Consider the following 23,497-nt stretch of genomic DNA (forward strand, 5'->3'; position numbering starts at 1 on the left):
TCAGCGCCCCCCTCGACCGGCGCCCATCCCCATGCCCATCCCCCGCATCGGGTTCTGGCCGCCGCCCTGCCGCTGCCCCTGCCCCTGCCCCTGCGGCCCCGCCGCGCTCGAGACGGGCGCGCTCGCGAGCACGTCGTCGCCCTCGCTCAGGCCCTCGGTCACGACCATCTGCGAGCCGTCCGTCGCCCCGGTCTGGATCGGCCGCTCCTCGCCGTTCGCGAGCCGCACGAACCGCCGCTTGCCCTGCGACTGCACGGCCAGGAGCGGCACGAGCAGCACGTCCTTCTGCTCCGCGGTCACGATCTCCACGTCCGCGCTCATCCCCGACCGGAGCAGCGACGCGTCCTTGTCCTTGACGACGATCTCGACGTCGAAGGTCACGACGCTCGACACCTCCTTGCCGAGCGGGCTCACCCGGTCGACAACGCCCTGGAAAACACGGTCCCCGTAGGCGTCGACGCGGATGTCGACCCGCTGCCCCGGCGCGACGCGCCCGATCTGCGCTTCGTCGATCGCGCCGACGATGCGCAGGTTCGACAGATCGGCGAGCGTCATCACGGCGCTGCCGCCGCTCACGTTGGTGAGCGCCGACGAGACGAGCGTCCCCTTCTCCACGGCCACGTCGAGCACCGTCCCGGCGATCGGCGCGTAGATCTGCGTCTCCTTCAGCCGCGTCTCGGCGTCCTGCACCGCCAGCTCGGCCGCCTTGAGCTGCGCCTGGGTCGAGCTCAGCTGCGCCCGCCGCAGCGTGATGTTGGCGCCCGCGACCTTCGTCGAGTGCGCCGCCGTGCGGGCCGCGTCGGTTGGCCCGAGGCCCATCTCGGCGCTCTTCTCGGCGACCTCCTGGCTCGTCTGGCTGTTCTTGCGCTCGAGCTCGGCGACGGCGACCGACGCGTTCGCCGCGGCGAGATCGGCCTTCACGCGGTCGCGCGCCACGCGCGCCGCGGCGAGATCGCGCTCCGCGTCCGTCGGGTCCAGGCGCACGAGGAGCTGCCCCGCCTCGACCGTATCGCCCTCCTTCACGAGCACCTCGATGACCTGCCCCGGGGCGCGCGACTTCACCTCGACCTGGACGTCGGGCTCGATCTTCCCGGACGCGGCCGCGGTCTCGGTCAGGCTCCCGCGGCGGATCTCGACGGTGGGGCCGGCGGGGGTCTTCTCGGGCTGCTTGTACCAGGCGTACCCGCCGATCGCGAAGCTCGCCACGGCCAACGCGGCCACGCCGGACATCAGGTAGCGCTTCTTGTTCCTGTTCATGACGACCTCCTGGGCAGCACCGACGCGAAGCGGACGAGCAGCGCGCCCGTCTCGTGATCGAGCTGGAGGCGCGACGCCAGCTCCGTCACCGCCGCCCGCAGCCTGCGGAGCTCCGCCTCCCTCCGCGTCTGCTCCGCCTGCACCACGTCCGCCGACGTCGCGGTCCCGAGCGAGAGCCGCTGGCGCTCGGCCTCGGCCAGCTCGCCCGCCATGCGCGCCGTCTCGGTGGCCAGCGCGACCTGCTCGGCCGCGGCCTCGAGGCTCGCGCGCAGCGAGCTCACGTCGGCCGCGAGCGCCTCGGCGCGCGCCTGGTACCGCGCCTCCGCGGCCGCGAGCTGCGTGCGCGCGCGGGCCGCGTCCGCGGATGCCCGCCCGCCGCCGAGCGGCAGCTCGACCTCGATCCCGCCCAGCACCCCGAACGCGGGCCGGCCGCCCGGCAGCGAGAGCCCCGGCAGGCCGTCGCGCACCCACTGCCCGTCCATCGAGGCCGTCGCGAACAGGTCGAGGCGGATCTGGTCCGCGTCCTCCGCCGCGCCCACCCGCGCGCGCTGCGCGTCGAGGTCGGCGCGCAGCGCCGCGAGCTCCAGCGACCGCTCGCTCGCCGCGCGCACGAGCGCGTCGGCCGGCGGCAGGGCCCCGAGCGACGGCGGCGCGCCCGTCGGGGCGAGCGACGCCGCGCTCGCCGGGGCCATGCCGAGCGCGCGCCCGAGCGCGATGGCCCGCGCCGCGCGCGTCGCCCGCGCCTGCGACAGCGCGTCCGCGATCGACGCGGCCGAGGTCGAGAAGCGCAGGACGTCCACCTTCGTGCCGGTGCCGAGGGTCTCGGCGCGCGCCTTCGCGTCCGCTCGCAGCCGCTCTGCGGCCGCGAGCGCCTGCTCCTGCACGAGGATCGCCTGCTCCGCGTACCAGAGCTCCCAGTACGCCCCGAGCACGTCGAGCGCGGTCTGGCTCGCGGCGAGCTCGCGCTCCTGCTCCGCGGCGACGGCCGACGCCTGCGCCTGCGCGTACGGCGCGAGGACCGCGTCGGTCCCGGCCCCCCGCAGGAGCGGCTGCCGCGCCGAGACGTAAGCCTGGGCGCCGTAGTTCGGCCCCGGGGTCCCGTCCGCGGGCGAGCGCGCCGACGCGCCCACCTCGAGGCTCGTCCCGACGTCGGTCGTGTACCGCAGCGCCGCGTTCGACGCGACGGACGTGCCGCCGGAGCGCTGGAGCGCGCCGGCGCCGTTGCCCGGGGCGCCTCCATTGGCGTCGGCGACCCTGCCGTAGGACTCCTGGTACTGTCCGGTCACCGAGGCCGAGAGCGTGGGCCTGCGGGCGCCCTCCTCGGCGGCGACGGCCTGCCGCGCCGCGGTGGCCTCGAGCAGCGCCGCGCGGAGGGACGGGTTCTGGGAGGCCGCGCGGCGTACCGCCTCCTCGGCGGTGAGCGTCTCGGCGCGCGCCGCGACGCTCAGCGAGCACGTGGCGGCGAGGGCGAGAGTCGCCAGCCACGGCAAGGGAACGGAGCGAGTGAACGTCATGCACCGCAACCTAGAGGGCAGTGTCTCAAGAGGTGTCCTGGTCGTGTAAAGATTCGTCAAGACGCCTCTTGACCAGGCCTTACACGGCGGTGCGACAGCCGCGCTACAGTCGCGACATGACGGATCCGCCCCAGATCCTGGTCATCGACGACGACGCCGAGCTCTGCGAGCTCCTGGCCGAGCTGCTCGGTCAGGAGGGTTACGCCGTGGAGAGCGCGCGCGACGCGATCTCCGGCCTCGCGCGCGCCCAGGAGGAGAGGGAGAGGCCGTTCACGCTCGTGGTGCTCGACGTGATGCTGCCTGGGCTCAACGGGTTCGAGGTCCTCACGCGGCTGCGGCAGAGCTCGCGGGTCCCTGTCCTGATGCTCACCGCGCGGGGCGAGGACGTCGACCGCATCGTCGGCCTCGAGATGGGCGCCGACGACTACCTGCCGAAGCCGTTCAACCCGCGCGAGCTGGTCGCCCGCGTGCGGGCGCTCCATCGACGCGCTTCTCACGCGGGCGCGGCGGCCGGTCCTTCCGCCGCCGAGGCGCAGGGCGCGCTGACGGTCGACGATCTCGAGGTGCTCCCCGCCGCGCGGCGCGTCCGTGTCCGCGGCGAGGAGGTCCGGCTCACCACGGCCGAGTTCGACCTGCTCGAGGTCCTGGCGCGGCAGGCGGGGACGGTGGTCTCGCGCGAGGATCTCGCGCGGCGCGTCCTCGGACGCCGGCTCGCGGCGTACGACCGCGGCATCGACATGCACGTCTCGAACCTCCGCCGCAAGCTCGGGCCTGGGCCGGGCGGCGGCGAGCGCATCAAGACGGTCCGCAACGCGGGCTACATCCTCGCGCGGGAGCGCGGGTGAAGCGCTTTCTCCCCGGAGGGCGGCCGTGAAGAGCCTCTTTTTGCGCCTCCTCGTCTCGCTGTGGCTCGCCATGGCGCTGCTCGTCGGCCTGCTCGCGGTGATCCACGGCTGGGCGTTCTCCGCCGAGCCAAGCGGGCTGCGCCGCCGCCTGAACACGCGCAGCGTCGAGCTCCGGGCCGAGGGCGCGCTCGCCTGCGCGCGGGACGGGCTCCCCGGCTGCGAGCAGCGCCTCGCGCCGCTCGATCCGCGGGATCAGCGCGTCGCGGTCTACCGGGCCGGCGCGCTCGTGATGGGCGAGCCCATCGACGGCGCGCCGCTCGCCGAGGACAGGGCGAGGCGCTCGGCCGACGGCATCGCCATCGAGGTCGGCGAGGAGCGGGAGCTCGTCGCGGTCGTCCTGCGCCGCGACCCTGCCCTCGCCGCGGTCGCGGCCGGCCCTGTCCGGTCGCCGTGGATGTTCTTCATCGTGCCGGAGACGTTGCCGCAGCGGCTCCTCGCCATCGTCGCCGTCACCGGGCTCGTCGCGGTGCTCCTCGCGCGGTACCTGTCCCGTCCGATCCGCATCCTGCGCGGCGCCACGCAGCGGATGGCCGCGGGGGATCTCTCGGTGCGCGTCGCGCAGAAGCTCGCGGGCGCGGACGGCGAGACGCTGGCGCTCGGGCGCGACATGGACCGGATGGCCGAGCGCATCGACGAGCTCCTGGAGACGCAGCGCCGGCTCCTGCGCGACGTCTCTCACGAGCTCCGGTCGCCGCTCGCGCGGCTCAACATCGCGCTCGAGCTCGTTCGCCGGCGCTCGCCGCCGGACGTGGAGCCGGCGTTCGACCGGATCGAGCGGGAGACGGAGCGGCTCAACGGGATGATCGGGGAGCTGCTCACGCTGAGCCGCCTGGAGTCGGGCCGGGGCATGGAGCGCACCGAGCGGGTCGATCTCGCGGCGCTCCTGGAGCAGCTGGTCGAGGACGCCGCGTTCGAGGCCGAGCAGCGGGGCTGCTCGGTCGAGCTCGGGGCGCGCGACGCGTGCTCCCTGGACGGGAACGAGGAGCTGCTCCGGCGCGCCATCGAGAACGTCGTGCGCAACGCGGTGCGCTTCACCGAGCCGGGCACCGCGGTCCGCGTCGATCTCGAGCGCTCCGGCGGGACGGCCGAGGTGCGCGTCCGCGATCGCGGCCCGGGCGTCCCGGAGGGCGCGCTCGGGGACATCTGGAGGCCGTTCTACCGGGTCGACGACCACAGGGCGCGCGGCGCGGGCGGCACGGGGATCGGGCTGGCCATCACGCAGCGGGCGGTGCGGATCCACGGCGGCGAGGTCGAGGCGAGGAACGCGGACGGCGGCGGGCTCGAGGTCGCGCTGCGGCTGCCGGTCGGCGCGGCAGGCGCATGACGCGCCGGCTGCGTTATCGGGCGCGACTCGCCGCTTCGCGCCCGATGCGGGTGACGCCCTGGCCGTTCGATTGAGCGCTGTTCCCCGGCAGGAACAGGTGTCTCCTCCAGAGAGACAGGGCGCTCGATAGCCTCCCTGCAGGCCGTCGAGCGAAGATGGCTCCTCCGAGCCGCGCCTTCGCGCCTTCGCTCCTTTGCGCCAGGTCTGCGCAATCTGTCGGGCCCCGCCTTCGCTCCTTTGCGCGAGGTCTGCGCAACAGCCGTCGCCGGCTCGCCCGGCCCCGGCCAAGAGCGCTCCGAGCTCGCGCGCCGCGCGGCGACTCGTCCTCACGAAAGCGCGGCGCGGCCGAGACAGCCATCGATGGATCGGGGATTGCAGCGTGGCGCACATCATGCACTTGCGCCTGCAACCGCGACTGCGACCCAGACCGAGCAGGGCGATCGCCACCTCGCCCCCACCCCGCCTGCGCCGGACAATCTTCCTGGCGCTGGCCTTCACGACACTCCTCTTCACCAACGTCGCCTGGGCGCAAGCCACATGGGCGAGCCCGGAGTGCGCCGACGCCGGCCTCGAGTCGCCCGCGGGCACGTGTGATGGCCCGTGGCGCTACAGCTGGCGGCGCCTCTGCCAGGATCCGGCGATCTGCGGCTACTCGGGCGTCTGCGCGAATTACAACAGCTGCAAGACCTACGGCGCCGGGATCAACGAGTCGAACATCGTCGAACGCCCGAGCACCCAGTACACCTCGACATGCCAGACGACGTACGGAGGTCCCAATGACGGTCTGACGACCTGCCCCCCGGACACGACGACGATCTGCAGCAACCTCGCCACGAACCGAAAGAACGAGATCAGGAGCTCCGTCGTACCGACGACCGGCCCCAATTACAGCACGTGGCTCTCGCGGTTCAACGTGCAGCCGCGGACCGTCATCCTCAGCGACAGGACCACCCAGAGCGGAGGCTTTCCGCTGGAGAGGATACGGACGATCACCTACAGGTGCGAGCTCAACATCACGAGCTTCCCGCAGCCCAACACCGGGCCAGCCCCCGAATGCGGCTGTCACGACTACAGGCCCAACGAGTGCGCCTGCGAGACGGGCACCACGCTGACCACGCCCTCACCCAACGCGCCGGCGCCGACCGCGCCGAGCGGCCCCGGCCAGACGTTCCCCCCGAGCTCGCCGCCGGTCTGCCTCACCTGCGATGATCCCGACTTCGTCGCCGACAGCGACGCTCACGCGATGGCCGCCTGCCTCGTCGACAAGATGGCGGGCGCGCCCGCCCACGTGGCGCAGGCTCAAGCCGCCCGGCTCAAGCTGGTCCTCGAGCTCGCCGCCCACCGGCTCAGCGCGTCGGAGCGCGCTCAGATCGAGCTCCTCTACAGCTCCTTCGCGGGCGCGCCCGCGTGCCAGCTCCCGCTCGCGCTCGATCCGGCGTGCGCCGCGTCGGCTGTGAGCCCGAGCGGCATGAACATCGCCAGCCAGCTCCAGCTGTGCGCCGACCTCGACGCCGCCCACGTCCCCGTGGAGGCCGTTCGCGCCGAGCTCCCCCATTGCCTCGACGTGCTCGCCGAGCTGCCCGAGCTGCCCGAGAGCGCCTGCCGCGAGACGTTGCTCGCTGTCGGCGCGGAGATCGTCGCGACCCTGATCGAGCGCACGACGTCGACGTACAGCGCGGCGGGCGGGCTGGAGGACGATCTGCTCGAGAGCCTCCGCCACCTCGATGCCTGGTACAGCGCCGTCGCCGCGATCGGGGATCCCGGCTGGGTGCGCGCGCAGAGCGGCGCCCTCGCCGGCCGCATCTGGGAGCGAGCCCACGAGGCGGCCGAGCCCTTGCCCGCGAACGCCGGCAGCGACGCCGCCGCGGCCGCGCTCCTCGCCGACGTCGCCGCCTCGGGCCTCGCCGTCGACTGGGCGATGCTCCGCGCCGCGTTCCACCCCTCGAAGCCGATCGCCTCGCCGCCGCTCCTGTTCATCGTCGGCGACGCGCTGCGCGGCACGCTCGATCGCCTCCAGCAGGTGAGCCCGATCCACGACGTCGCCTGCAGGTTCGCCGGGTGCGCGCCCACAGCGCCGGGCGGCGCGCCGCTCGCGACGCCGGCCTCCGAGGCGTGGCGCGCCCTCGCCGCCATCGACGACGCGGGGGCGCTCGCCGACGTGCTCGCCCACGCCGGCGCGCTCGGCAGCCAGCAGCCCGCGCTCGTCGCCGCCCTCGCGGCCTTGGTCCAGCAGCACGCGGCGCTCGCCGAGGCCTGGAGCAGGGCCGGCGGCTCGTCCCTGGCCGCGCTCGCCGACCCGAACGCCGAGGTGCCGATCGAGGCCGAGGGCCTGGCCGCGCTCGTGCGCGCCGCGCGCGGCGCCGCCACGAGCTACGCCGCCACCGGCCTGATCGCCGCGTCGCCCGCGCGCCTCAGCTCGGCCGTGCTCAAGCGCGAGCAGCTCGTCGGGTACATCGACTACGGCGTCAGCGCGGTCGACGGCGCGGCCGACGACTTCGCCGCCGCCCGGCTCGCCACGACGAACGACCTGCTCGCGCAGACGCGCGCGGCGGGCGAGACCCGGAGCGTCCTCGACCGCGTGGCGTCGCAGGTGCACGAGGCCCGCGCGCTCCTCGGCCGGCTCGACGCCCTGCGCTCCCGCGAGGCGTCAGAGCACGCCGCGATCGGCGACTTCATGAGCGCGTTCGAGGCCGTGATCGCGTCGGGCGCCTTCGACGCCGACGCCGCCTACCAGGTCGACACGCTGCCGCCCGTCGAGATCAGCCCGGACGACGCGCGCTTCCCCGTCGGCGGCGAGCTCGACCTGCCCTCGATGCACGCGGCCGTGGTGACCCTCTTGCCCGGCGAGATCCTCGACGTCGACATGCCCGACCGGACGTGGACGCCCACGTGCGCGCTCGACCTCTCCCAGATCGCCTCGCCCACCGGCGCCGCCGCGGACATCGACGTGCTCGGCGCCGTCGCCGGCCCCGAGGGCTACTACATCACGTGGTCGAACACGCACTACGAGGCTGACGGCGTGAACCAGAGCCACACGCAGATCGAATCGAGCCTGGAGATGTTCGAGCGGTGCACCGGCTTCAGCGCCTCCTGGCCGCCGAGCATCCCGGACCTGCCCAGCTCGCCCCTCGTGGCCTCGTACACCGAGCGGCGCTGCACGAGCGAGAGCTGGGGTACGACCGATTCGTACGGGACCTCGCACACGCTCGGCACCGACGCGCGCATGAGCGCCAGCTTCAACGGCGGGCTGCGGCTGCCCATCGTGCCGGTGCCCGCGGCGCCGGTCGGGAGCCTCCTTGCCGTGCTGACCCTGCACGACCAGCCGGACGTCATCCTCGACGTGCGCGTCGTCAACCCGCGCGACGCGATCCAGGCGCCGGCGGTCGACCCGGCCATGGAGACGGAGATCGACGTCCACTTCCTCGTCAACGACGTCACGGGCGCCTGCGCGCGCCCGACCGCCGACTCCCTCCTGCTGAGCATGCGGGTGATCACGCCCGTCGGGCTCGTCGCGCGCTCGCTGGGCGCAGGGATGGCCCGGACGATCGACGCGATCGAGGCGCAGGCCTCGGACATCCTCGCCCAGGGCGGCATGACGAGCCAGGACGCGGGCGCGCTGCGCGCGGACGCGTGGTCCCGGCTCACCCTCCTGCTCGCCGCGCAGGGCAACGGCCTGCAAGGCCTGCCGGTCGAGCTGAAGAACCTCTACGAAGCGTGGATCGAGAAGGAGATCGCGAGCCTCGGCCGGCGCGGCGAGATCCACCGCGTCCAGCACGACATCGCGCGCATCGGCCTCGACCTGCTCGCGCTCGAGCACGAGCTGAGCAACACCGAGGCCGCGTCGCGCCTCTTGCGCCTCATCCCGCGCTGGCGCCTGCGCGACCTCGCCGGCGTGGAGCTCCGCCCCGCGATCGAGTCGCTGCGGGAGATCCTCTCGGACTACGCGGCGCCGATCTTCCAGCTGCGCGATCCCGCGGGCCTCGGCGGCCTCCGCGCCTCCGCGGCCGGGCAGCTCGCGGCGCTGCTCGGCGTGAGCTTCGCCGCCCCGCTCGACGAGGTCGCGGACGATCTGCGCCTCTTCGCGGTCCGCGCCCGCAACAGCCTGGTGGCGGCGCAGTTCGAGCTGCCGAGCGACGCGCGCCGGACGGTCGTGGTGGCGTTTCCGCGCGATCCCGGGGCGTGCGAGGGCCTGTGCGACGAGTTCCGGAGCGCCTCGGAGCAGGCGTCGGAGCGGGCGTGGCGCGGCATCGAGCAGGACGGCCACGTCGCCGAGCTCGCGGTGCAGGCCGCTGACCTCTACGCGTTCTCGGGCGGCAACGCGCGCCTGTCGTGCCACGACGTCGCCCCGGTCGTGCGCCGGGCGTCGGTCTACATGCTGAACCCCGTGAACACGTCGATCGACTTCACGGCGCTCGGCCGCGAGCTGCCCGCCGTCGCAGGCGCGGGCGCCGCGCGTTTCTCGTTCCCGCGCGTCGGCGGCGTCCTCGAGCTCACGGCCGACACCGAGGCGGGCGTCCCGCTCAGCCTGCCTGTCATCAACGGGCCAGGCGGCGACGTGCTCAGCGACTTCGGGGCCAGCAACGAGCTCGGCGCGGGCGCGGGCATCTCGCCGTTCACGACCTTCTCGGTCGACTTCACGAGCTTCTACACCGATCCGCCGGCGACCTTCATCGACGAGACGCTCGCGGTGCTGCTGGTGCTCGAGGTCGAACGCCGCGTGAACACCGGCCTCAGCTTCGTGCCCGCCGTCTGCCAGAACAGCGTGAACCTCGCCGGAGGCGGCCTGATCGAAGAGCTGCCGCCGCAGCTGCCGCCGGAAGAGCTCTAGACACGAGCGCAGAGGGGGCGCGGGCGCGAGCGGACCGCGCGGTGGCTGGGTCGCCCGGGGCGACCCCCCCGCGCGGGCCGCGCGCGCGCGCCCCTCGACCGGTCCTCCTTTGCGCCCGCCTCCGGCGGGGACGCGTTGTTCGTCAACACCCTTTCCATCTCACCTTCAGGAGCCCATGATGAACTGGTTACGTCATGCTTTGCCTGCGACAGCGGGCCTCGCCGCCGCTCTCGGGGCCCACGAGGCCGCGGCCGCGGGGCCGTTCAAGGACCAGCTGGTGCAGCCGCCCAGCATCGCACAGCCCGAGCGCGGCTCGATCGCCGGCAGCCTCTCGCGGCTGGCGTTCGGACCGTCGGCGCTCGCGCGAGGCGCGTATTCGCTGCCCTTGCCGATCGACGCGCCGGCGGAGAGAGGCGGCCTCCTCGCCTCGGTCGTGCCCTCGTATTCCGCCGAGGGCGGGGTCGGCGAGTGGGGCGTCGGCTGGCAGACCGACCTGACCATCCGGCGGCACCGGGTCGTCGGCGAGATCGATTTCACGGCGGGCGACTCCTTCACGAGCCCGTGGGGCCGGCTGGTCGAGGGCGACGACGGCGCCTACTACCCGGCCGGCCTGCGCAGCATGGTGCGCCTCCGCCTCAGCGACGAGGGGTGGGTGGCGACGACCTCGGACGGCACGCGTCATCGCTTCGACGCCGCGGACGCCAGCGTCACGCCGGACGGCACCTACTCCTGGAACCTGAGCCGCGTGGAGACCCTCTTCGGCGACTCGACGACCTTGACCTGGACTCACAACGATACGGGACGGGCGTTCCTCTCCGAGGTCCGCTGGGGCGGCCGCTTCGACGGGAACCAGTACCGGATGACGTTCACCTACGAGCCGCTGTCCACGCCGTTCGCCACCTTCGTCTCGGGCGCGAAGACGCTGCTCGATCGGCGCGTCACGCGCGTCGCGGTGTCGGCCCGGAACGGCGCGTACCTCGAGCGCTATCGCTACGACCTGACGTACCAGACCTCGCCGACCGGCCCGGCGTTCTACCTGGCGAGCGTGACCAAGCGCTACGCCTCGGGCGCGACCGAGCCGCCCGTCACCTACCGCTACGACTTCTCGACCGATCAGCTGGCGAACGCCACGTTCCAGCCGGCCCCCGCGCTCGACGGGTACCTCGCCACGTACGGATCAGGCGCCATTCAGCCCGACAAGGCGGCCATGACCGACCTCGAGCGCAACGGCCTCACCGACATGGAGGTGCACCTCGACCAGACGCTCGTTCGGCAGACGGAGACAGGCTATGTCTTCGAGGCGCTGCCCGCCCCCACGGGCGCCGAGAACCCGCTCTGCCGGCCGGCCCCGTCGGCGACGAACAAACCGCGCTTCCTGGCGCGCATGCACGGCGACGCCACCGAGCCCAACGTGGTCGTGACGGCCGCGAGCTCGACGGGGGCGCAGACGCGCGTGATCGTCTGCGATCGCGCCGGCTTCACGCAGCTCGATCAGTGGATCACCGGCGCCTGGGCCACCGGGCCGAACACCCGCCTCGCCGACCTCGATCTCGACCAGCGGCCGGACATCGTGCGGGTCTCGTACGGCAGCGCGCAGGTGCTGCGGAACACCTCGATCTCGCCCGCTCAGGCGTCGTTCGCGCCGGGGGCGACCTCATCGCTCCTGCCGAGGGTGACGCCCACGGCGAGCTGGGTCCTCGACGTCAACGGCGACGGGCGGCCCGACCTCATGGTGCGCCACAGCGGCGGCGTGGTGGTCTGGCGCGGCGTCGGCTCCGGCCGCTTCGAGCAGACCGGGACCTCGTACCTGTTCACCACGGCCTCTGGACTGCCTCTCTCGGGGCTCTCCACCTACGAGTTCAGCCACGGCGACTTCAACAACGACGGCCTGTCCGACCTCATCCTGACCAAGGGCCAGACGGTCCTCCTCTTCACGAACCGTGGCAGCTCCTTCGTCGAGACCCCGGTGTCCGCCTTCGCGTCGATCCCCTGGTCCGTCTCCTTTCCGGTGGTCGTCGACCTGTCGGGCTCGGGCAACGAGCAGATCGTCATGGCGAACGGCGCGCACGCCGAGGTGCTGCAGCTGTCGCGGCCGTCCACCGGCCTCCTGCTCTCGTCCGACGACGGCAAGGGCACCGTCGTCCACTTCGGCTACGGCCGGGTGCGCCCGGCGCCCGGGGTGAACCAGCTCTATTCGATCCTCACGTCGATGCGCGTCGAGTCCTCGGGCTACGACCCTGTCACGTACACCTACGAGTATGGCTCGCCCGTATGGCACACGGCGGGCAAATACCTTGTCGGGTTCGAAGAGGCGCGCAAGGCGTCTCCCTACCTGCACGAGACGGTCGCTTTCCATAACGACAACGACATCGCGGGCGTCGTCACTGGCACGCGCGACGAGGACGACCGCATCCCCGGCCTCGTGCGCTTCTCGGAGCGGGGTCTGGAGCCGGCCGCCTTCCACGGCGTCCCGTGGCTCCGGGTGCTGTGGGAGGAGCGCGGATGGCAGGCGGAGGACGGCAGCGCGGCGGTGACGGCGCGCACCGACTTCCGCGAGTACCACGACGGGATCTGCCCGACCGTGGTCGAGACCACGGGGCCGGACGGCATCGGCCGACAGGAGACGACGTTGATGGAGGTGGCCGAGCTCGATCCCGAGCTCGTCTGCCTCACCGGCTCGCAGCGCGTCATCGGTACACACGACGACGCGACCCTCGACTACGACTACCGCGTCGACATCGAGCGGGACGATTTCGGCCGTGTCACCCGCGCCTCGCAGGCCGGGCCGACAGGCCCGATCGTGCTGCAGGAGGTGGCCTATGACGACGACCATCGGGTCGCGTCCATCGGCTCGCCAGGCGCCGGCACGTCGTTCTACACCTACGATCCCGTGACCGGGCAGCTCAGCACGGTGACGTCGCCCGACGGCGTGGTGGAGAGCGTGGTTGGCCGCGATCCAATCACGGACGCGCTCGTCCACTCGCGGATCACCCGCGGCGGCGCCGCCTGGAACAACTTCGCCGACTATGACGGCCTGGAGCGCCTGCGCGCCACCTGGGACGACCTCTCCGGCGCCACGCCCGCCCGTCCGCTCAACCAGATCGACTATGTCTGGGCGACGGCCGCGGCGCCGGGTCAGATCCTCGAGCGCCACCTCGTCGACGCCGCAACCGGCGCGGCCACCGAGATGGCGGACCTCCTCGCCGCGGACGGCGCGGTGCTGGCCAAGGCCGCGCTCCAGCCCGGCGGCTACAGCCTGTCTCGGGTGACGCAGGTGAGCCGCTCGTCCGCGGAGGTGCGCGAGTTCGCGCGCGATCCCATGCCCTCGCTGGGCGGCTTGACGCACGCGTCCTTGCTCGCAGGCGCGACGCTGCTCGGCGTGTCCACGAAGACGGGCGCCGGCAGCGACCTCTCGTCGTGGTCGACGGTGCAGAGCGGCGTCACCGGCGAGAACGAGGTGATCCGCGAGATCGTCGGCGACGAGCTGGTGGTGACCGCGATCGAGAACGGCGCCTACGCGACGAGGACCGGCGCGGGGGCCGACGGCCGGCCGCGCTGGTTCAAAGATCAGAGCGGGGCGGTGACCTCCTACGCCCACGACGCCATGGGCCGGCTCCGCCGGGTCTACACGCCGGCCGGCGTCCACAGCCTCGACTTCGACGCGTACGGCCGCCCCTCGGTCGTCCAGCGCGAGGACGTGCAGCGCGTCGAGTGGTCGTACGCCGCGGAGACAGGGCGGATGACCGAGCGGCGCGAGCTGTCGACGGCCGGCGTGCTCGACCGGAGGACGAGGTACGAGCACGACGCGATCGGGCGCATCACCCGCACCGTCGAGACGAAGTCGTCGAGCGGCGAGACCCGCACGGTCGAGACGGGCTGGGATGGCGCGCTGCCTGGCGGCCTCACCCTCCCTGGCCAGCTCGGCTTCGCGACCACGGTGACGACCGGCGAGATCACGAAGGTCACGACGCGCCGAGCGGACGGAAAGGTCTCGGCGACACGCTGGGATCTCGACGGGTGGCGCAAGCTCGATCAGGACATCTCGCTCTACGCGAACGGCGCGACGAAGAGCGTGACGCTCCGCGTGTCGGACCACAACGACGCGCCCCTCCTCGTGACGACGAGGGCGTACGACTACGACGCTTACGGCCGACTGGTCAGCTGCCGGCTGGACGGCGCGCTCCTGTTCACGATGACGTACGACGGCGAGGGCCGGCCCGAGACCGTGTACTTCGCGGACGGCGCGCTCGACCTGAGCTACGACCCCATGACGCGGGCGCGGCGAGGTTATGAGATGAGCGGGAGCGTCTCCGGCGCGGTGAGCTGGGAGAAGAACGCGCGTGGCCTGATGGCGGCGGAGATCTTCGAGCTCGGCGACGACACGTTGCGCCGCGGCTATCGGTACGACGCGCGCGGCTTCCTCGTCGGCGCGTCCGACGGCGCGGGCTCGGCGAGCTACAGCTACGACGCGTCCGGGCTGATCGCGTCGGCGAGCGACGAGCTCGGCGACCGGCCCATCGCGCGCAGCGCCGCGGCCATCACGGCGGGCGGCGAGAGCTACCAGGTCGACGCCATGGGCCGCGTGACCGCGCACGACGACCTCACGGTCGAGTATGGTCCGAGCGGCGACGTCGAGCGTGCCTATCGCGGCGCCGACGAGCTCCGCTTCGCGTACGACGAGGCAGGGCAGCGGGTGCTCAAGTACAGGAACGGCGTGCCCGTGGCGGGGTACGTGGCGGGCGCCTACCTCAGCGAGGACGGGCTCGTCGAGCCGGTGAACGTCGCGGGCATCACGGTCGGCGTGATCGACAACGGCGTGTTCGAGCGCTTGCCGTTCGACCCGCGCGGCACGAGCATCTCCGACGAGGCCGGCGCGCTCTCGCTCGCCTCGGCCTACGGGGCGCGGATCGAGTACGGCCCCCTCGCCGAGGCGATCGACTATGTGCAGAAGGGCTATGACCGCGATCTCGGCCTCGTGCGCATGGGCGTCCGCGACTACGACCCGCTCCTCGGGCAGTTCTGGACGCCGGATCCCCTGTTCTTGACCAGCATCGACAAGTGCGTCGCGTCGCCGGCCGAGTGCAACCTCTACGGCTACGCCAGGAACAACCCGGTCAGCTACGTCGATCCGACGGGCACCGACGCGGACAACCGGAGGACGCCTCCGGAGCTCGAGGGAGGGGACGACAAGCGCGTGGCGGAGATGAGGGCCAAGACCGGGCTCCGCTATGAGAACAGCCACGCGCTCGCGGCGGGCGACAGGGTGATCTCCGGCATCGATTACGCCGTCACGCTCGATAACATCAAGCAGCGCTGGGACGCCACGAACGGGGAGATCTACTACCGCGACTGGGGTCTCTGGACGAGCAGCAGGTGGCTCGAGGGCAGCATCCCGCAGCGGGATTTGAACGAGATCGACAAGCAGCTCCGGACGTTTCCGACCGGCGTCGGCGACTGGACGTTCACGACCTCGAACGGCTACGAGGTGCGCATCATGGTCATCACGCCGATCGCCGGCACCTTGAGCGAGGCATCGATGACGTCCGGAACGTCGGAGAAGATCACGCTCGGCATGACGTTCAAGGAGTATACCGAGACCGCGACGAAGAGCGGCGCCAACCTCGGCCTCTCGGCAGGAGACTCCAAGACTGCGAGCGCGAACTTCGGGACTTCCTACGAGGAGGCGACGAAATCCGGCACCGAGCGCACCAGCCAATCGACCAGCGAGACGGGGCGGAGCGCCAACGTCACGTACAAGTTCAGCCATCAGGCGGAGTCGGCGAAGATCCTGGTCGGCGTATGGAAGAGCGGCAAGCAAGGCGTCTGGACCACGCTGGCGACGAGCCACGAGGGCTCAGACAACCACCTCATCCAGCACGCCTACGTGCCGATCCCGGGCGGGAAGCCGTAGCTCGCCGGGCGGACCTCTCCCGTCCGTCCGGGCTGGTCTCTCGCGGCGGGACGCGGTAGGAGGGCGCCATGCTCAAGCACAACAGCTACTTCAACGGCAACGTCCAGAGCGTCGGCTTCGAGCGCCATGGGCGCCGTCAGACGGTGGGTGTCATCGACACCGGCGAGTTCCACTTCTCGACCGAGGCGCCGGAGCGGATGACGGTCGTCGCCGGCGAGCTCGCGATCCGCATCGACGGCTCCACGGAGTGGCGCGCCTATCCGGCAGGGACGTCGTTCGAGGTGGCAGGCAAGAGCGGCTTCGACGTCAGGGCCACCCAGCCCACCGGCTACCTCTGCGAGTTCCTCTGAGCGCGCCCGCGGCGTAGAGCGGCCTAGGCGTCGAGCCAGCGCCGCTCCAGCTCCAGCGTGGCCACGTTGTCCGGCACATTGCCGAGGAACTTCCCGCGCCACACCGGATCGCCGATCTTCCGCGCCCGCTCGAGCAGGCGCTCCCGCGCCGAGGCGATCGCCATCATCGCCTCCCGCCCGTGGCCGCAGGCCGAGAGCGCCTCGGCGTGCGAGAGGCGCACCAGCGACTCGCCCACCTCGGCCCCCATCGACTCCAGCAGGCAGAGCGCCTCGGTCGTCGCCGCGAGCGCGTCCACCGCCTGCCCCGCGTCGAGCAGCGCCCGCCCGAGCACCGCGTACGCGAAGGCCCGCAAGGGCGGCGCGCCGTACAGGATCGCGACAGCGGCGCGCGCCTCGCGCTCGGCCCCCCCGAGATCGCCCGCCTGGAGCACGATCCTCGCGAGGCACGCCCGCCCGGCGCCCTCCCCGCGCGCGTCGCCGAGGCGCTGGGACGTCGCGATCGCCTCCTCCGCCGTCCGCCGCGCCTCCTCGACGAGGCCCCGCTGCGCGAGCACCGGACCGAGGTTGAGGAGCGCGCCGAGCCGGACGTCCGACAGGCCCATCCGCTCCGCGTCCGCGAGCGACGCGCTGAGCGCCGCCTCGGCCCCCTCGAAATCGCCGAGCTCCGCGTAGCAGGAGCCCAGGTTGTTCCTGGCCCAGCAGGCGTTGCGGCGATCGCCCGCGTGCTCGAACGCCGCGAGCGCCGCCTCGAAGCCCGCGAGGCACGCGCCGGGATCGCCGACCGCCATCGCCCGGTACGCGCGCGCCTCGTGGAGCCGCGCCAGCACCTCGACCTCCTGCTCGGTCTCCTCGGCGTCCTGCTCGATCCCGTCGAGCAGCTCGTCCGCGAGCTGGTACCGCCCTCCGAACACGAGCCGCCCGGCGCCCGCGCACAGGCACACGCTGCGCGCGGGGCGCGCCGACCGCCGCGCCTCGGTGCCCTGCGCCAGGCGCAGCAGGCCCTCGACCTGGTCGTGGTTGCCGCGCTTCGAGGCCGCGAGGATCACCTGCGTGAGCGCCGAGAACCACGGCGCCGACCCGGGCGCGAGCCGCTCTAGGGCCTCGGTCCCCCGCCGCTCGGCCAGCGCGAACTCGCCCCGCCAGAGGTGCGCCTCCGCCTGGCAGAGCCGCAGCGCCCCGGCCGTCGCCTTCGAGGCGCCGCGCGCGATGCCGCGCTCGACGCGCTCGATCGCCGCGCCCAGGTCGCTCCCCAGCAGCGCCTGCTCGGCCGCGCGCAGGGTCGCCGCCGCGGCCCGCGCCGGCTCGCCGCCGCGCTCGAAATGCTCGGCCAGGGCCATCGGATCCGCCACGCCCGTCCGCTCGAGCCACTCGCCGGCGAGCCGGTGGCCGAGGCGGCGATCGTGATCGGTCAGCATCCCGTACGCCGCCTCGCGCACGAGCGCGTGCCGGAACCGGTACTCGGCCGCCTCCGGCGCGCCTTCCACGGAACGCCGGACGATCAGCTCCCGCACCTCGAGCTCGGCGAGCAGCGGCTCGACCTCCGCCCGGCCGACCAGCGCGGCGACCCCGCTCCGCGAGAAGGTCTCGCCGAAGATCGCCCCGGCCCGCAGCGCCCGCCGCGCGCCCACGTCGAGCGCGTCGAGCTCCGCCTGCACCATCGCCAACACCGTCTCGGGCAGGTCCACGCCCTTGCCCGCCGCCGCCGCGCGGATCTGCTCCTCGAGGTAGAAGGCGTTGCCGTCCGCGCGCTCGACCAGCGTCGCCACGAGCGCCGGGCTCTCGCGCTCGCCGAGCACCTGGCGCACGAGCCGCTCGCTCGACCGGCGCGAGATCCCCGCGAGGCGGAGCTTGTGCCCGCGCCGCTCGTCCCACAGCTTCGGGAAGAGCTCGTGCACCTCGGGCCGGCCGAGCGCCATGACCATGAACGGCCGGTCCTTCAGGTTCCGGAGCGCGGCGTCGACCATCGTGACCGTGGGCAGGTCGCCCCAGTGCAGGTCCTCGAGCACGAGGAGGACCGGCTGCACCGCGCACTCGGCGCGCAGGAAGTCCTCCCAGGCGAGGCGCAGCTGATCGCCCATGAGCATCGGGTTGCGCCGCGCCGCCCGGAGCTGCACGTCGTCGTCCGGGAACGGCGCGCCGACGAGCTCGCCGAGGAACGTCGCGACCCGCGCGGCGTCGAGCGCCGCGTGCCGCTCGACCCGCGCCCGCACCTTGCGCCGCCGCTCCTCGACGGGATCGGCGTCCGTGAGGCCGATCGCCCGGCGGAGCGCGTGCGCGAGCAGGCCGAAGGCCGACCCGGCGCTCATCGGATCCACCTGGCCGAGCCACACCTCGACCGGCTCGCCGTCCTCCCGGATCGCGCGGACGAGCTCGTGGCGGAGCCGCGACTTGCCGATGCCCGCCGGCCCCGTGACGAGCACGACGCTCGGGGTCGACTCCTCGATGCAGCGGGCGAGCTCGTCCCGGATCAGCGCGAGCTCCCGCTCGCGTCCGACGCACGACGTCGCCTTGCCGAGCACGTGGGGCGGCGCCTCCGGCTCCTCGCGCGCGCCGTGGAGCCAGGGGCCGCCCCCGTCGGACGTGATCTCGAACCGCGCGCCGAGCAGGCCCGCCGTCACCTCGTCGATGCGGATCGCCGGCGCGCGGGACGTCGCGCGGCCCTCGGGGAGCAGCTGGACAACGCGGTCGATGAGGTCGCCGATCGGCATGCGCGAGGCGATCTCCGCCCTGCCCGTGACGACCGCGACCGGCGCGCCGCCGAGGAGCGCCTGGACGGCGAGCGCGCAGCGGGCGGCCCGGGCCGCGAGGTCGGTCGTCGCGCCGGCCCCGGACAGCACGACGAGCGGCAGCCGCGCGTCGACGAGCTCGAGCTGGCCCTTGTAGCGCGCCGCCGTGGTCGAGAGCGCCTGCGCGCGCGCCTGCTCGTCGACCTCGGGGAGCGACGGTTCGGCGGTGGAGAGGCCGTCGCGCGCGAGGACGAGGCACATCACCTTGCGCTCGCCGGTCGTGAGCTCAGGCGGGCGGACGGACATCGAGGGCGGGCGGACGGAGATCGCCGCGGGATCCATGAGCCCGGCGAGCTCGATCGCGACCGCGTTGCCGTCGCTCGGCCGCCCCTCGGGCGACTTCGACAGCATCCGCTGGACCAGCGCGTCGAGCGCCTCGGGCACGTCGTCGCGGAGCCACCGGAGCGACGGCGGCTCCTCGATCAGCACCTTGACGAGCACGGCGAGCCCGCGCGCGCCGCGGAACGGGGCGCGCCCCGAGATGCACTTGTAGAGCAGGCAGCCGAGCGCGAAGACGTCGGCGCGCGCGTCGACGTGCGCCTCGCCGCGGGCCTGCTCCGGCGCCATGTAGCCGGGGGTGCCGAGGATGGCGCCGGGCATGGTGAGCTGCTGGTCGATGCCGGACATCCGGACGACGCCGAAATCGATGAGCGTGATGCGGTCGATGGTGCCGCCGACGAGGAGCAGGTTGCTCGGCTTGAGATCGCGGTGGACGACGCCGAGCCGGTGCACGGAGCCGAGGGTGGTCGCGACGCGCCGGCCGAGCTTGAGGCTCTCCTCCAGGGTGAACGCCTGCCGGGCAAGGCGCTGGGAGAGGGTCTCGCCGGTGAGCCACTCCATGGCGAGGTAGGGGTGGCCGTGCTCCGTGCGGCCGTGCGAGATGTACCGCACCACCCCCGGCACCCGCAGCGTGGCGAGCGCCTGCGCCTCGCGCGCGAGGCGGTTCGAGTCCTGGGAGGCGGCGTTCTGGAGGACCTTGAGGGCGATGGTCTCGCCGGTCTTGAGGTCGCGCGAGCGGAAGACGTGGCCCATGCCGCCGGCGCCCGCGAGCTCCATGATCTCGAACCGGCCGTCGATGACGTCTCCCGCTCGCATTGCCTGCCGTCGCTCCGGATCGTCCGCCCTGTGTGGGAGCTACGCGAAGTTCACCTGAATGGCCAGCGGTTCAGGGTGACGGGCGTGTCCCCGGAAGCGGGCGCCGAGAGGCGCCGCCGCTGTCATGCAATCACCACCGATTGCCGCGCTCCGGTGCGCATCGTCACCAGAGAGCGCGGCCAGGGGCAACTCTGCAGCGTCGAAGCGCCGGCGGCCCCGCTGAGACCGGCGCGGCCGTGGTGGCCCAGGCGCTGGCCGCTCCCGCCGCCGCGACGGGCGTTGGCCGGCCACCCGCGCTCCGGCTCCCCGGACCGCATTCGCCCCGTGGTCCCGCGGGCCGCGCCCCATTTTTCCCCGCCCCATGCCCCCGCGGCTTTTTCGTCCAGGCGACCTCGGGTGCGACGGGCGGCCGATGTGTAGCGGCGCGCCCCGGAAAACGAGGCGCGGGGGCCCTTCGTCGTGTGACGCTGCGCGCGGCGCTTCCTCTGTCGCGTCTGCGTGATAAATGAGCTTGTCTGGGGAGAGGGGGGAGGCGACCGGAACGCGCTGGACCCCCTTTGTCAAGCGAAGGAGGCCGCTCTTGTCAATCGTGCCCGGAACCGTTCTGCTCCAGCGCTACCGCGTGGTACGTCATCTCCGCCGCGAAGGCCTCGGTGAGGTGTTCAGCGCCGAGGACGCGAGCGCCGGCCGGCGCGTCGCGGTCAAGGTGCTCGGCGAGCCCCCGGTACGCCAGGAGCCGGGAGGCGTGCTCAACACGCCAGAGCGCATGCCCCAGCAGGAGGCCGAGGCGCGCTTCCGGCGAGAGGCGGTGGCGTGCGAGCGGCTGCGGGGCCCGCACACACTGCCCTCGCTCGACGGCGGCAAGGACCCGGCGCACGGTCCTCTCCTCGTCTTCGAGCTACGCGAGGGGGAGCTCCTCAGCGAGCGCATCTCCCGGCAGGGGCCGCTCCCGTTCAGCGCCGTTCACCCGCTGGGCGGGCAGCTCTGGTCGGCGATCGCCGAGCTGCACGAGATTGGCATCATCCACCGCGACATCAGCTCCGCGAACGTGCTCCTCGACCAGGGTCCTGACGGCGAGCGGCTGACGCTCCTGGATCTCGGCTCGTGCAAGCTCCCTCCCGGGCTCTCCGACGCCGCGCCGACGTTACCGAGCCGGTGTCTCGGCGATTTCAGGTTCGCGCCGCCCGAGCAGCTCACGAAGGGGAAGACGGTGGATCACCGGGCCGACCTCTATGCGGCCATGACGGTGATCTTTCACGCGCTCACCGGCGAGCTCCCCTACGCCGCGCGCAATCTGATGATGCTCGCCGATCTCAAGACGAGGACGCCCCCGCGCCGCCTGGGCAGCCTGATGCCTCCGCCGGTCGACCGGGAGATCGAGGTGTTCGTGAACAGGGGTCTGGCGCACAGCCCGGACCGCCGCTTCGCGAGCATCGCCGAGGTGATCCAGGGCTGGCAGGCGCTGAGCCCCGCCGCCTGAACGTCTCGACGGCTCTCGCGCGGCCCCAGCGCCGCTGAAGGCTGGACACCCGGCCTGCCGATTCCACCGCAGCGTCCCCGCGCCGACAGGAAGGCACCCGGACAGCGCCGCGCGCTTGCTGCCTTCCTGCTCCCCCGCCCGATTTCTCCGCGAGGCCAGGCGCCCCTGCCCGGCCGAGGCCGCCGGTTCGCCGGCGAGCTCAGCTGGACGGCGGAATCCCCTGCCGCCGGCCGCGCCCAGAGGCCCCGTCGCTCCGCGGCGTACGCGTCCGACAGCGCGCGCCGGCCTGGGCGGCGCCTCGCCAGCGCTGCCCCGGCGTTCCGGAGCAGGGCTCCCCCGTCGACGCTCCGTTCGACCAGCAGCCGTCACAGACCATTGCGACAACGTCCCTCTTTTTCTCACCATCATCGCTTCCGAACAGCGTTTACCGCACAGGCCGGTTCCTCTGCGATGCGAGGACGGTTGCCGTCGGGTGCTTTACCCGAACGAGCCGCGTTATCCCGGAGCAAGCGGCGATTTCGCGCGCTTCGTCGTCACGGGAAAAGGGCGGACCTTACCGCCTGGCGTCTGACGAGGAATACGCACCTTCGATCAAGAAACTGCATCTCACAGCATTGCAGAGGGTGAGCACGCATGTTAATCCCGGGTGCGCTCGTCGCCGCGCCCTCTCGCGCGGCGCCAGGGCAACTGGATCGGCGTGCCGCTCGTTTTGCGCGCGTTACGCACGTTACGCACGTTACGCACGTTACGCACGTTGCGCAGGTGTCCGCGAGGCGTCTTTCGCCTCTCCGGGGCCGCCGCGGTGTACCTCTCGGGACCGGCGCACTCCGGGCCGGCACGCCGTCTGGGATCTCTCAACCCTTGCTGCCACCACGCTATGACGACAACTACCTACCGCTATGTCTTCCTGGGGCTCTCCATCACGTCTTCGTGGGGCAACGGCCACGCCACGACGTACAGAGCGCTCCTCCGGGCGCTCGCGTCGCGCGGCCACCGGGTGCTCTTTCTGGAGCGGAACCTCCCCATCTACGATCAGCACCGCGACCTGCCCAACCCGCCTTACGGCACGACCGAGCAGTACTCGAGCATTACCGAGCTCCGCGATAGATTCTCACGCGCCGTGCGCGAAGCCGATCTCGTGATCGTCGGCTCCTTCGTACCGGAAGGGGCGACGGTCGGGGCATGGATCACGGAAGAGGCCCGCGGAAAGGCCGCGTTCTACGATCTGGACACCCCCGTCACGCTGGGCCGGCTGGCGCACGGGGATCACGCGTACCTGACGCCGGCGCTGATCCCGCGGTATGATCTCTATCTGTCGGCGACGGGGGGTCCGACGCTGGAGCGGCTGGAGCGCAGCCACGGCGCGGTGCGCGCGCGGGCGCTCTACTGCTCGGCGGACACGGACGTGTACCATCCCCAGCCGGCGCCGATGCGCTGGGATCTCGGCTACCTCGGGACCTACAGCGACGACCGGCAGGCGGCCGTCGAGCGGCTCCTCCTCGAGCCGGCGCGGCGCATGCGCCGCGGGCGCTTCGCGGTGGCGGGCGCTCAGTACCCGACGTCGCTCGCGTGGCCGGAGAACGTCTCCCGGACGGAGCACCTCCCGCCGGACGAGCACCGCATCTTCTACAACTCGCAGCGCTTCACGCTGAACCTGACCCGCCGTGCGATGGTGGAGTCCGGGTGGTCGCCGAGCGCGCGCCTGTTCGAGGCGGCCGCGTGCGGGACCCCTGTCCTGAGCGACACCTGGCCAGGTATCGAGACGTTCTTCCAGCCCGGCGAGGAGATCCTGCTCGTGCGCTCGCCGGAGGACGTGCTCCGGAAGCTCAGGGAGATGAAGGAGGACAAGCGCCTCACGGTGGGCCAGCGGGCGAGGCAGCGCGTCTTCGCCGAGCACACAGCGATGCACCGGGCCGAGGCGTTCGAGCGCTACACCCGCGAGGTGCTCGAGGCCGCCAGCCGGACGCGCGCGCGCCGCGAGCGCGACGGGCAGCTCACGACGTCACAGGTGGAGAGCCAGAGCGGCTGACGCTTTGGCCTGGCCGCC

General features: G+C 72.8%; 10 protein-coding genes. 7 read left to right on the forward strand and 3 right to left on the reverse strand.

Annotation, left to right across the window (positions count from 1 at the left end):
- Positions 1–1,257 carry an efflux RND transporter periplasmic adaptor subunit gene (locus WME95_RS26855; protein WP_437902237.1) on the reverse strand — a complete coding sequence of 419 codons (1,257 nt, stop codon included), beginning with the start codon at positions 1,255–1,257 and terminating at the stop codon, positions 1–3.
- Complete coding sequence (locus WME95_RS26860; protein WP_437902238.1) at positions 1,254–2,771, reverse strand: TolC family protein; 1,518 nt, start codon at positions 2,769–2,771, stop codon at positions 1,254–1,256. Before WME95_RS26860 ends, WME95_RS26855 begins: the two co-directional genes overlap by 4 nt.
- Positions 2,772–2,887: 116 nt before the next feature.
- Between WME95_RS26860 and WME95_RS26865 the strand changes: the two genes are divergently transcribed.
- From WME95_RS26865 to WME95_RS26885, 5 genes are all read left to right on the forward strand, one after another.
- Positions 2,888–3,616, forward strand: coding sequence for a response regulator transcription factor (locus WME95_RS26865; protein ID WP_437902239.1), 729 nt, complete (start codon positions 2,888–2,890; stop codon positions 3,614–3,616).
- Between the two features lie 25 nt (positions 3,617–3,641).
- Entirely contained in the window at positions 3,642–5,000 is a 1,359-nt protein-coding gene (locus WME95_RS26870; protein WP_437902240.1) for an ATP-binding protein, read from the forward strand.
- 391 nt (positions 5,001–5,391) lie between these two features.
- Entirely contained in the window at positions 5,392–9,828 is a 4,437-nt protein-coding gene (locus WME95_RS26875) for a hypothetical protein (protein WP_437902241.1), read from the forward strand.
- Positions 9,829–10,003: 175 nt separating this feature from the next.
- Entirely contained in the window at positions 10,004–15,739 is a 5,736-nt protein-coding gene (locus tag WME95_RS26880) for an RHS repeat-associated core domain-containing protein (RefSeq protein WP_437902242.1), read from the forward strand.
- Between the two features lie 68 nt (positions 15,740–15,807).
- Positions 15,808–16,089, forward strand: coding sequence for a pyrimidine/purine nucleoside phosphorylase (locus WME95_RS26885; RefSeq protein ID WP_437541072.1), 282 nt, complete (start codon positions 15,808–15,810; stop codon positions 16,087–16,089).
- Between the two features lie 23 nt (positions 16,090–16,112).
- Here WME95_RS26885 and WME95_RS26890 read toward each other — a convergent pair whose 3' ends face one another.
- Positions 16,113–19,970 carry a serine/threonine-protein kinase gene (locus WME95_RS26890; protein ID WP_437902243.1) on the reverse strand — a complete coding sequence of 1,286 codons (3,858 nt, stop codon included), beginning with the start codon at positions 19,968–19,970 and terminating at the stop codon, positions 16,113–16,115.
- Positions 19,971–20,559: 589 nt separating this feature from the next.
- On the opposite strand from WME95_RS26890, the gene WME95_RS26895 reads away from it, so the two are divergent.
- The gene (locus WME95_RS26895) at positions 20,560–21,450 is read left to right on the forward strand and encodes a serine/threonine-protein kinase (protein ID WP_437555500.1); all 891 of its coding nucleotides are present in this window, start codon (positions 20,560–20,562) and stop codon (positions 21,448–21,450) included.
- 877 nt (positions 21,451–22,327) lie between these two features.
- Positions 22,328–23,479, forward strand: coding sequence for a CgeB family protein (locus WME95_RS26900; RefSeq protein ID WP_437902244.1), 1,152 nt, complete (start codon positions 22,328–22,330; stop codon positions 23,477–23,479).
- Positions 23,480–23,497: the final 18 nt, after the last annotated feature.

Source organism: Sorangium sp. So ce327 (assembly GCF_051530205.1).
GTDB lineage: Bacteria > Myxococcota_A > Polyangia > Polyangiales > Polyangiaceae > Sorangium > Sorangium cellulosum_B.